Raw genomic sequence first — 12,475 nt, 5'->3', positions numbered from 1 at the left:
AAAAAAATGAGGATTTTTAAAAACAATCCAATGCCACTCATCCACATTCAAAATCAAAATATTCTTATAATTTCTGATACTCATGGCAAACACAGAAAACTAACAATTCCTCAAAATATAGAAATCATTATACATTGCGGTGATATATGTAATGATGGCGATTTAGACGAAATACAGGATTTTTTTAATTGGTATTCCAGTTTGGAAATTCCGCATAAAATTTTTGTCAACGGTAATCATGATTGGCCTTTCGAATTAGAACCAGATTCCGCCATCGACTTAATTCCTGATAATATAATTTGGCTGAGGGAAAAATCAATTAAACTCAAAGGGATCAAAATAACAGGGATCAATCCTTATTGTATTTTTCATAATAGAATTTTAGGATCTGATATTGATATCCTCGTTTTTCATTATCCATCGTTTGGAATTTTGGATAATGGGATAGGAGACGAGAAATTAAGAGATCTTATTTTCGCAATCAAACCTAAATATGTTGTGTTTGGACACAATCACGATGGTTTTGGTAGGTGTAAAACCAAGAATGTAAACTTTGTTAATGCATCCTATTCCAATAAATTAAGTAAACGGACTTAAAATGTCCGTTTACTTGTTTATATTTGCTTTACAAAATTTAAAATCATGGCAAAGCGAGAGCAATTATACCGTTTGATGTATATTTATAACCATTTGAAATCCAGACCAAATGGAGCAACTTATAATGAGTTGAGAAATTTTCTGGAAGAAAAATATTACAAAGACAGTTTTGGTAATGAATTGGCATTCAGCGAAAAAACCTTTAAACGTGACCGAAATTTATTAGAAGAACTTTTCGGTATCGAGATTAGTTTTAAGCGTTCTACCATGACGTATCGGTTGACAGATGAAGCCTTTACCGATTCCTCTCAAACAATTTTTGATAACCTGATGTTGATGAATGCTTATAAACAGACGGAAAACGATTCCAAAATAATGTTGTTTGAGAAACGCCAGGCCTCCGGATTGCATAATTTGGAGGGGCTTATCTATGCGATTAAAAATTCCAAAATCATCACTTTTAATTATACCAAACATTGGGAGGGCATTCCGCATAAAAAAGTTTTGGAACCTTATGCACTCAAAGAATTCAAAAACCGATGGTATCTTTTGGCCAATGAAAATGATGGAAAAGATTTCTTTCTCAAAACTTTTGGGCTTGACAGGGTCTCTGACCTAGAGATTTCAACAAAAACCTATTCAAAACAAGAGTTCGATGTCAACCAAATGTTTGTCAATTCATTCGGGATTATTTCAACGTTAGGACAAGCGCCGGAAACCATTGTTTTGTCTTTCGATTGTGAACAAGGCAAATTTGTGAAGTCATTACCAATTCACCATTCGCAGAAAGTCCTCATCGATAATAATTCGGAATACAGAATTGAATTGACATTAGCTCCAACTTACGATTTCTATCAGGAACTTCTCACGCATACAGGAAGAATGAAAATCATTTCTCCGGAAAATGTAAGAGTGAAATATTTTGAACTTTTGAATTCAGCTAAAAGTTAGTCCTCCGCTTTCCCAAAAAATTACTTATCATAAAGTATCATAATTTTTGAAGCTTTAACCACCGTCAAGTAATATCTTTTCCATATTTTCGTTGAAAAGGAACAAACTTTGTTGAAGCTGTCCTCGACAAGCTCAGAACGACAATAATTTTGAAAATCTATATGAATTCAAAAAAAGTATTATTAGCCTCGTTAATTTCTTTTTATGGAATTTCCGATGCACAACAATCTCAATATTTTACTCAAAAAGAAGACTATCATTTTGGATTGGCAGAGAATCTCTACAACACCAAAGTTTATAACGCTTCTCAATACGAATATTCCAGCCAGTATTTTTATAACAAAAGCCTAAGCAATTCCAGAAAAGAAGCTGCATTGTTTTTCAGCAACGTCATTGGCGTGATTCTTCAGCAGCAATATGCGGAAGAAGGCCTCAATGCTTTTATGAAAGAATACCCAAAATCGGCTTATTTTGCTCAAGCCAACGGACCATTGGCCGATTATTACCTGGGGAAAAAGGATTTTGAAAAAGCACTGCAGGCATTGCAAAATGTCAATCAATATCAGCTGAGCAAAGAGGAAAATACGCAGTATATTATGAAGCTGGGTTACGCCAAGTTTATGACGGGCGACTCTGCCGGGGCAATCGAAGCGTTGGAAGAATCTTTCAAAACCGCAGATGAAACCAGTAAACCCGCTATTGCCTATATGTTGGGGCATCTTTACTATGCCGATAAGCAAAATGAAAATGCCTTTGTCTACTTTGATCAGATCAAAAATAATGAGGAATATGCCCATCTGGTAAAGCCTTATTATGTGCAAATGTATTACAATCAGAAAAAATATGATCTGGCTATTTCTGAAGGGAATGACATCCTTAATACAGGCAAAACAACCGCTTATGATACCGAAATCCATAAGATAGTAGGAGAGAGTTACTTTATGAAAGGTGATTATCAGTCGGCTTATCCGCACCTTAAGTTATTTTTGGATAAAGAGCAGTCGCCATCAGAAAGTGATCTTTACGAAATGGGATTTGTTTCTTCTCAAGTGGGGAAAAATGCCGAAGCCGTTGGTTATTACAATCAATTGATTAACAGTAATTCTCCGTTGGCGCAAAACGCTTATTATCAACTTGGTAACGCTTATTTGCAAAATAATCAAAAACAAGAGGCTTTGTCAGCTTATCGTAATGCATCCCAGATGAACTACGATGCCAAAGTCCAGCAACTCGCTTTAGAACAGTACGCCAAATTGGGTTACGAGTTGGGAAATCCATTTGAGAATTCTTCCAAAGTGATACAAAGATATTTGGACAAATATCCTAAAAGTGCAAAAACTCAGGAAATGAGGTCTCTTTTGGTGAAATCTTATCTTTATTCCGGAGATTACAAAGCCACTTTGGACGCGCTGGCAAAACTGGATCAGAAAACCAACGAAACCAAAAAAATAGAGCAGGAGGTTTCCTATCTTTTGGGTTCTGAGGAATTCAATAAAGGGAATTTTGATACTGCTGAATCTTATTTTAAACGAAGTCTTCAGTATAATCTGAACAAGGATTTTTATAAGAAAGCACAGTATTGGCTGGGACAAACTTATTACCAGAAAGGCGATTACAAATCTGCGATTGCAGCCTATACCAAGCTTGAAAACGAAACTGCAGATGGTTTCCCGGAACGTGAACAATTAGATTATGACTTAGGCTATGCTTATTTCAAATCAAAGGATTTTACATCGGCGCAGGAATATTTCAAAGAATATCTGAGATTCCCCAAACAGGAATATAAAGCAGATGCGGAACTGCGCCTGGCTGATACGTATTATGCAAACAATCAGTTGAACGAAGCTCTCGATATCTATAATAAAGCCGATAATGCCAGCGATTATACCTTGTATCAAAAAGCTTTGGCTTTAGGTTTCAAAGGTGATACCCTTGCGAAAATTACTGAACTGAAAGCTTTGATCTCAAAATACCCGAATTCTGAATATGTGGATGATGCGAGCTATGAGATTGCAACGGCTTATGCACAAAATGATGAATTTGACCAATCGAATTCTTATTTTGATAAGGTCATAAGATCCAGTCCTGATAAAGATCTGGTCGCCAATTCCCAGATCTACAGAGCTCAGAATTATATTGATCAAAACCTAAATGACAAAGCCATTGCAGAATTCCGCCAATTGGCAAACCAATACAAAAATACGGCTTATGCTGACAAAATTGTGGCGGCAGCAAAACCTGCTTTTGTGAAAAACGGTGATGTGGCCGGTTATGAACAGTTTGCAAAAGGGCTGAATGTGAATGTTTCCGGAACAGAGATCAGCGAGATCAACCTGAATCTTGCACAAGACAGTTTCTCGAAAAAAGATTATACAAAGGCAGTAACTTATTATGAAAAATACCTTGACCAAAGTCCAAGTGGTGACAATCTTTTCAAAGCGCAGTACGAGTTAGGCGAAAGTTATTATCAGTTAAAACAAACCGATAAAGCATTGCTTCCGTTACAGAATGTGGCTGATTTCCAGAATGATTATCAGCAGGAAGCGCAGGTAAGATTAGCTCAGATTTATTTAGCTCAGGATAAAGTTGCTGATGCGAAAAAGTATTTGGAACAAACTGCTAGTTCTACGAACGTGACCATTAAAAATTTCTCTTCAGTTGAACTGATGAAAATCTACGCAGACGAAAAGAACTTTGCCGAAGCAGAAAAATATGCAAATGCTGTAATTGCCAATACCAAAAATTCGGCAGCAACATTGGAACAGGCGAAAGTCATCAAAGCCAGAAGCCTGATGCAGCAAGGTAAAGATAAGGATGCGCAAACTGCTTATACAGCTCTTGAAAAGTCTTCTAATACAGAAGTTGCGGCGGAAGCTCTTTATGCCAAAGCTTTTTATCAGAACAAAGGAAAAGCTTTCAAATCATCTAATGAAACCATTTTCAAATTAGCGAACAATTATGCTTCGGAAGAATATTGGGGCGCAAAAGCATTGGTTATTATGGCGAAAAATTATCTGGCCCTGAAAGATAATTACCAGGCCAGTTACACCGTAGATGAAATCATCAATAATTATGGCGATTTCCCGGAAGTGGTTGCAGAAGCGAAGGAGGTGAAAGCACAGATCAAAAAGTAAAAGATTATCAGATAAATTGAACACAAAGGACACAGAGAAATTTATAATAATGTAAAAAATGTTCACAAAGGCACTTCGTTCAAAAAAGTAAATTGAGATTATTGTTTTTTCTTTGCTAAGTTTTACGCCTTTGCGAACTTAAAAACATTTTGTAAAAAAAAATCCTTGCGCTTTTTGCGTTAAAAAAACATTATTTTAAAGAATGAACAAACTAAAATATATCGCCGTTCTGGCATTTTTGAGTACAGTAGGCATTTCGGAAGTGGGAGCTCAGATCAAAGAAGAGCAATTGATTCTCGCTAAAAAACGGGAACCTGAAGTCAAGAAAATTGAGAAGAAGAAAACATCTGTTGTTCAGGAAAAAAACTATCCGCCAGATAATAAGAAAAAGGAAGATTCGCTTAACCTGAAATATGATATAGTGAATGTTCCGCCGGTTTCCGATTTCAAAACAACCGAAATCCAGAGTGAAGATATTTCTCCAAAATTCTCCAGTGATTATCAGTCCAATTATTTCAGATTGGGCTATGGGAATTATGGGAAATTTTTGGCGGATGCTAATATCTCGGGTAAGATTCAGGATAATGTTGAGATTGGTGCCGATGCGCATTATCTTTCTACAAGTGGTTTGAAAAAAGACTACGATTGGGACTCTAAACAAAACGAAGCCAAAATTGGTGTCTTTTCCAATATTTATACAGAAACGGGAAAGTTTAACATTGATGCCAATTATGCCTTCAATAATTATAATTATTATGGTATCTATGCCTTGACACCACAGACTAACGATTTGGATTTGACGCAGAAAGTCAACAAATTCAGTGTGAACGGTTATTATGACCATTACTCTAATGATATTCTGAATAATGTGCGTGTAAAATCCTATTTCCTGAGCGATCATTTCGGTGCAAGCGAAAATTATGCTAATGCAGAAGTGAACTTATCTAAGCATGATTTTTCTGTTTATGATGACATTACAGCCAACGGCGATCTGGGAATCAATCTGGAAACAGTTAATTCTAAATTTAATATACTTAATAAGAGTACCAACAACCAGTTTAACTTCACGCTTTCGCCAAAAGTGACTTTCTACAAAGGCGATTCTTATTTCCTGATTGGTTCTGATTTCAGCTTCCTTAATTCAAAAAATACCAGTATTGGTGGCGATTCTAAGAATAATAAATTCTACTGGTTTCCCAGAGCCGAGGTTTTGGTTGCTGCAGCTGACGAATTCAAATTTTATGGCGGGATTGACGGTGGCTTGAAACTCAATACCTATGGCAATCTTTTGGACGAAAATCCTTACTTGATTTCTGATCTTTATCTTGCGCCTACTGAGACCAAGTACCATTTTTATTTTGGGATGAAAGGTGATGTAGACCAGGCATTTAAATACGATTTCAATGCAGGTTTCAGCAAGGTGAATCAAGCACAGTTTTTTATGGCCAATAATCTTTTTGACTTTAATCTTAACAGCAACCGCAATGGTTATGATTATGCCAATACATTTAATTCTGTTTATGATAATGGGACGCTGATGGAAGTTAAAGGTGATTTGCAGGCATTTCCTGTGGAGAATCTGGTTGTAGACGCCGGCCTTCATTTTATGAAATACAAGCTGGATAATCTGGATCAGGTGTACTATAAGCCTCTTTTCAGATTTAATATCGGTGCCAAATATACGATGTTGGAAAAGAAACTTAATCTGGGCTTCAAAACCTATTTTGTAACCGACAGAACAACCAATTCTTTTGCTGTATCTGCTGTAAATCCGATTATACCAACAGATTATTATACAGAAGAATCAAGAAATCAAAAAGTTGGAGGTTATGTCGATTTAAATCTTTCCGCAGAGTATAAAATTCACAAAAATTTCAGTATTTTCGCACTCGGAAATAATCTTCTGAACACCAAGTACCAAAATTACCTGGGTTACAAAGTTTTGGGTGCACAGGTTGTTGGAGGTGTGAAAATTACTTTCTAAGCATTGTTGATGAATGATTTCTGTATCATTTATATCATCAATGATCATTAATAGAAAACTGGCTCCGTAGTTCAACTGGATAGAATATTGGATTTCGGCTCCAACGGTTGGGGGTTCGAATCCCTCCGGGGTCACTTGACGGGAAAAATCACTTTTAGGAGTGATTTTTCCTTTTTTTTTACTTCGTAATTGATTGTTAATCAATAGTATTTGAGCTAATGCTGAATTCAATTTAGGTGTTCGAAATGCTGTTTCTTGAAATTCCAATTTTTCAGCCTACATTTGCAGTACATCCTTCAGTTTTCAACTATGAATAAAAAATTAAGTGAATGTAGTCATACGTGTTTTATGTGTCAAAACATAACGCAGGATTGGTGGCAGATGATTGACCTAAAAAGGTTTTTGGTCAAGGTTAAAAAGGGGCAAAAATTCATAGAGGAAGGGAATGAGATGTCAGGAGTTTACTTTATACAGGATGGTTTTGTAAAAGTTCATAAGCATTGGGGAGAGCGTGAAATGATTGTGAGATTTGGTAAAAAAGGCGATATAGTCGGACACCGCGGAATTTCGACGGCTAATTCACTTTCTCCAATTTCTGCCACGGCAATGAAAGATTCTGTTCTCTGCTTTGTAGAACTGGATTTTTTTAAAACCTTGTTGAAAACCAATAATACTTTTGCTTATGAATTGATGATGTTTTACGCAGAGGAACTGCACTGGTCTGAACAAAAGATGGGAAGTTTAGTTCAGTTGTCTGTAAAGGAACGTTTTATCGTTAACCTTTTATATCTTATCGATCATTTAGGACTTGATAAGGAGAATGTTTTAAAAGCTGAACTAACCAAGACAGATTTGGCGGCATATATAGGAACAACCTATGAAACTATGCATCGGGTAATTTCAGAAATGGAAAACGAAAATATCCTCATATTTTCAGGAAAACGAATAAAGATTGCAGATTTAGAGAAATTGAAGTTAGATTTTGTTTAACTTTTATATTATCATCATTTAACACCTTTTTTGAGGTGTTTTTTTTATAGGTACTAGATTAAAAGGGAAATTTCAACTCATTTTTAAAATATGATGTAAATCATATTAAATACAAGTTATTGTTAATCAATTAGGTATTTTATATTATTTACATCATTTATTTTGAATGATTTTAAATAAGATATTTATGTCTTATTCAAAAATTGGTTATTGTATCTTTGTTTAAGAAAAAAAAGTGGTTCTTGATTGTAAGTGAGTTATCATTTAAAACTTTGCACATGTTCAGTATTTTTACAAATATAAATAAGAAAGCATTTTTCAATGCTATTATTGCAACGTTCGTTGTAATTGCTATCACAGTGATAGGCTCTCTGAATTTACAGAATTTTGACGCAGCCTTGATCATATACTTTTTCGGAACAATAAGTATGACCTTTGGCGTAGTTTACCATCATTCTGTTTGGAAGCAGCGTCCTGCTACACAAAAGTATTGGAAACGCACCTGGGAATTTATCTTCAGTAAAGATTATCCAATCTATATGAGGGAGGTGATTCGTCTTTCTGTACGCAACATTCTCTTTCAAAGGTTTATTATGCCAAGAGGAAGAATGCGATGGCTAGGTCACTTTCTTTTAGCAACGGGATGTTTAATTTCTTTCGGAGTTACTTTCGGGCTCACCTTTGGCTGGATGCACTTTACGTTAAAAGCTGGAACAACGGATATGTATGAAACCCATATGATGGGGATTACAGTAATGACTTTTCCACTTAATACTGTGATGGCACTTATCCTTTTCCATATTTTGGTTTGGACTGCTATTATGGTGATAATAGGTTGCTTAATTATGATGCACAGAAGATTTGTAGACGAGGGATTAATCGCAACACAATGGTTCGAAAGAGATTGGCTTCCATTGATTTTACTCGTTGCAGTTTCCGTCACTGGTTTGGGAATTTGGTTTGATTATTCTTATCTCGAAGGAAAGATGAGTCAGTTTATGGCAATCACACACGCAATTACGGTTGCAATGTTTCTGATGTGGATTCCGTTCGGGAAGTTTTTTCACATTTTTCAAAGACCGGCACAAGTTGGTGCAAATATCTATAAAATAGAAGGAAAGCGCCGTGGAATGCAAACTTGTCCACACACAGGCGACGAATACACAACTTCAATGCACATCGAAGATTTAAAAGAAATAACCCAGGAAATGGGATTCGATTTAGAAAATGAAGAGGGGAAAAGTTATTTAGATTTCAGCCCGGAAGGAAAACGGGCAATGCTTGCAAAAGCACATCTAAAAGCACGACAAGAATCTGGAACTTATTTTGGTTAAAATTTAAAATAAAATGGCAAAATTACCTGTAACAGCCGACGAAATCATCAATGTTTTCGGACCGCACAAACATTATCCAAACAAAGGTACAGTGAGGTCTAATCCTCAAAATCCTGATGCTTTGGTAAAAACGCATTGCTGTTTTTGTGGTTTGCAATGTGGCATTCAATTAAAAGTAAAAGACAAAAAAGTCGTAGGTTTTGAACCTTGGAACGATTTCCCTTTTAATGAGGGTAGACTTTGTCCAAAAGGTGTTCAGCGCTATATGCAGGATAATCATCCGGACCGTTTGCTTTCGCCATACAAAAGAGTAGAAGGTAAAGGTTTTGTGCCGATAGAATGGGATGAAGCGTACGATGTTGTGATTAATGAAATTAAAAGAATACAGGAAAAATACGGAAAAAATTCTTTCGCAATGTTGTCAGGCGTTTCTCTTACCAATGAGAAAAGTTATATGATCGGGAAATTTGCCCGAGTTGCTTTGAAAACCGCAAACCTCGATTACAACGGTCGTCTTTGTATGGTGAGTGCCGGTGCAGGAAACAAAAAAGCCTTTGGAATGGACAGGTCTTCCAACAGTTGGGCAGATTTGGCGCACGCAGAAGTCATCATCATTACCGGCGCAAATGTGAGCGAATGTTTCCCAGTTTTAACCCATAAAATCTGGGAAGCTCGTGATAACGGAGCCAAATTGATTGTCATCGACCCACGTCAGATTCCGATTGCCAGAACTGCCGATATTCATCTGCCATTGAGACCCGGAACCGATTCTGCATTGACGAATACAATGTTGAAAGTTTTAATTGATAACAATTGGCTGGATAACGATTTTATTCATAATTACACTTCAGGATTTGAAGAAACTGCCGAAGCTGTAAAAGATTGCACTTTGGAATGGGGAGAAGAAGTAACCGGAATTCCGAAAGAATTAATTTATAAAGCCGCAGAAATGTGGGGTAAAGCCAAAACCAGTTTTCTGATGCACGCTCGTGGAATCGAACATCATTCTAAAGGCGTTCAAAATGTTTCAAGCTGTATCAATTTAGTTTTAGCAACCGGTAGAATCGGGAAACCTTATTGCGGTTACGGAACCATTACCGGGCAAGGGAACGGACAAGGCGGTCGTGAACACGGTCACAAATGCGACCAACTTCCAGGAAACAGAGACATCGAAAATCCCGAACATCGAAAATTTGTTGCCAATGTCTGGGGAATCAAAGAAGAAGATATGCCCGGAAAAGGTTTAAGTGCTTATGAAATTATTGAAGCTATCAACAGAGGCGAGATTAAAGGTTTACTTTCAATTTGTTTTAATCCTTTGGTGTCTTTGCCAAATAACAGTAACGTTCGTGCAGCATTAGAAAAATTAGAGTTTTACGCCGGAATTGATTTCTTTTTATCAGAAACTTTGCGCCACGCCAACATTATTCTCGCTGGTTCATTGCAGGAAGAGGAAGAAGGAACAACAACTTCTGCAGAAGGTCGCGTTATCAGAATCCGTGCAGTAGTTGACCCACCCGGAAAAGCAAAACGGGACAGCGAAATTTTAATGGAACTCGCCAGAAGATTAGGCGAAGGAGATAAATTTAATTATAAAAACAGCGAAGAAACTTTTAATGAATTAAGAGTTGCATCCAGGGGAAGCGCTGCAGATTATTACGGAATTACTTACGAAAGAGTAGAAAAAAATCTCGGAATTTTCTGGCCTTGTCCTACCGAAGATCATCCCGGAACACCGAGACTTTGGGAAGACAAAGTTTTCAATACCAATGATAAAAAGGCGCATTTCAACCCAACGCCTTATAAAAAACCAACCGAAGAACCAGACGAAGATTATCCGATTGTGTTGACAACGGGTAGAGTTGTAAGCCAATATTTAAGCGGTTCTCAGACAAGAAGAATTGGGAAATTAGTTGATTTGTATCCAGAACCGTTATTGGAAATTCATCCAAAACTGGCAGCAAAATACGGCATCGAAGAAAATGATTTAATTAAAGTTTCTACAAGACGAGGAAGCGCATTATTTCCTGCAAATGTGGTGGAGACCATCAGACAAGACACTGTTTTCATTCCTTATCATTGGGGCGGAGTCAATTCTGCAAACCAATTAACGATCGATGCTTTGGACCCGGTTTCAAAGATTCCCGAGTTTAAAGTTTGTGCCTGCAAAGTGGAAAAAACAGGACGAAAAAAAGGTGAAAATTCAAAAGAATTTGCCAACCAAAGTAGAGATATTCAATATTAAATTTTAAAAAATTATGGCGGAGCAATTTGAAAAATTTAATGATATGGAGTTTTTCGTGGATATGCAGCGATGCATCGGCTGTCACTCGTGCGAGATGGCTTGTGCGGAGTGTGAAACCAACGGAGAAACCTCGATGATTCATATTCATTATGTTGACAGAGCAGAGACGATTCAGACCACAGTTCAGGTTTGTATGCACTGCGAAGACCCGATTTGCGCAAACGTTTGTCCGGCAGACGCAATCACAAAAGACGAATATGGAATCGTACACACGGCAGATACTTCCAAATGCATCGGTTGTGCCAATTGTGTCATCGGTTGTCCGTTCGGAGTTCCACAGATTCCGGACCAAAGCGCAATGCTGATGATGAAATGCAACATGTGCTACGACAGAACAAGTACTGGACTCAAGCCAATGTGTGCAACAGTTTGTCCGAGTGGCGCATTAACCTTTGATACCAGAGAAAATGTGGCGAAGAAAAGACCAAACAGTTCGCCAGTCAACCGCTTTATCTTCGGGAAAGAAGTCGTGAATACCAAAGTGAATATAATGATGCCGAAAGGCAGCGAAGAATTAAAAGTTTTTTAATCATAGTACTATGTCAGAAGATAATAAAAAAATCCCCGCCTGGAAAGCCGATTTCCCCATCAAAAAACGAGAGGCAGCTTACGTTTCCCGCAAAGAATTCATCAAACTCATTGCCTTTTTTTCTGGGACTTTAGCATTAGCAAATGTGGCGATTCCGGTGTTTAATTATTTCAAAAAAGAAGAAAAACTCGGCGAATATTTCGTGGGATTGACCACCGACCTTAATATTGGAGGAATGCGGACTTTCTACATCAACGAAGATCACAGAAATCCTTACATGCTTATCAGATTAGCCGAAGACAAATGGAAGGTTTTCGAGCAAAAATGCACGCATCTTTCGTGTTCCGTTCTATACAATCACGATGAAAAAGTAATAGAATGTCCTTGTCATCACGGTTTTTTCAACCCCGACGATGGTTCTGTCATTCAAGGTCCGCCACCAAGACCTCTTCCACAATTAACGGTTGTCATTAAAGATGATAAAATTTTCGTGACAGATTTCATCAAAGAAGCCAAGGAAACGTACGGCCACGGATAGAACGATGATTATTTAGGCAACAATTTCCAATTTCACTCCCAGACCTACGAAAGTGGTTCGAGGAAGTCAATCTTTTTTGCACAGGCTTTTCTCAACGAAAAAAGGATTACCGT

General features: G+C 37.2%; 9 protein-coding genes and 1 tRNA gene. All 10 read left to right on the top strand.

Features of this window, described 5'->3' with window-relative positions; all coding sequences use genetic code 11:
- Positions 1-6: 6 nt before the first annotated feature.
- The 10 genes from B0B05_RS01215 to B0B05_RS01170 all read left to right on the top strand — a co-directional run bounded on the left by B0B05_RS01215 (position 7) and on the right by B0B05_RS01170 (position 12,362).
- A complete protein-coding gene (locus B0B05_RS01215; RefSeq protein WP_084173843.1) occupies positions 7-597 on the top strand; it encodes a metallophosphoesterase family protein in 591 nt (196 codons plus the stop codon).
- Positions 598-642: 45 nt separating this feature from the next.
- Entirely contained in the window at positions 643-1,548 is a 906-nt protein-coding gene (locus B0B05_RS01210; RefSeq protein WP_076781678.1) for a helix-turn-helix transcriptional regulator, read from the top strand.
- A gap of 161 nt (positions 1,549-1,709) precedes the next feature.
- Positions 1,710-4,682 carry a tetratricopeptide repeat protein gene (locus tag B0B05_RS01205; protein WP_076781676.1) on the top strand — a complete coding sequence of 991 codons (2,973 nt, stop codon included), beginning with the start codon at positions 1,710-1,712 and terminating at the stop codon, positions 4,680-4,682.
- Positions 4,683-4,884: 202 nt separating this feature from the next.
- Positions 4,885-6,666, top strand: coding sequence for a TonB-dependent receptor (locus B0B05_RS01200; protein ID WP_076781674.1), 1,782 nt, complete (start codon positions 4,885-4,887; stop codon positions 6,664-6,666).
- A gap of 60 nt (positions 6,667-6,726) precedes the next feature.
- Positions 6,727-6,800 (top strand) — tRNA-Arg (locus tag B0B05_RS01195).
- 175 nt (positions 6,801-6,975) lie between these two features.
- Positions 6,976-7,656 (top strand): Crp/Fnr family transcriptional regulator, encoded by a 681-nt coding sequence (locus B0B05_RS01190; protein WP_076781671.1) that lies wholly within the window; start codon positions 6,976-6,978, stop codon positions 7,654-7,656.
- A 278-nt stretch (positions 7,657-7,934) separates the two neighbouring features.
- Positions 7,935-8,990 carry an MFS transporter gene (locus B0B05_RS01185; protein WP_076781669.1) on the top strand — a complete coding sequence of 352 codons (1,056 nt, stop codon included), beginning with the start codon at positions 7,935-7,937 and terminating at the stop codon, positions 8,988-8,990.
- Positions 8,991-9,003: 13 nt separating this feature from the next.
- On the top strand, positions 9,004-11,235 hold the full coding sequence (locus B0B05_RS01180; protein WP_076781666.1) for a molybdopterin oxidoreductase family protein: 2,232 nt from the start codon (positions 9,004-9,006) through the stop codon (positions 11,233-11,235).
- A gap of 13 nt (positions 11,236-11,248) precedes the next feature.
- Positions 11,249-11,824, top strand: a complete 576-nt coding sequence (locus tag B0B05_RS01175; protein ID WP_002978625.1) for a 4Fe-4S dicluster domain-containing protein — start codon at positions 11,249-11,251, stop codon at positions 11,822-11,824.
- Between the two features lie 10 nt (positions 11,825-11,834).
- Positions 11,835-12,362 carry a QcrA and Rieske domain-containing protein gene (locus tag B0B05_RS01170; protein ID WP_076781664.1) on the top strand — a complete coding sequence of 176 codons (528 nt, stop codon included), beginning with the start codon at positions 11,835-11,837 and terminating at the stop codon, positions 12,360-12,362.
- Positions 12,363-12,475: the final 113 nt, after the last annotated feature.

Origin of the sequence: Epilithonimonas bovis DSM 19482 (assembly GCF_900108115.1) — a bacterium.
Classification (GTDB): domain Bacteria; phylum Bacteroidota; class Bacteroidia; order Flavobacteriales; family Weeksellaceae; genus Epilithonimonas; species Epilithonimonas bovis.
The sequence above is the reverse complement of the archived record's forward strand: the minus strand, read 5'-3'. Positions and strand labels throughout refer to the sequence as shown.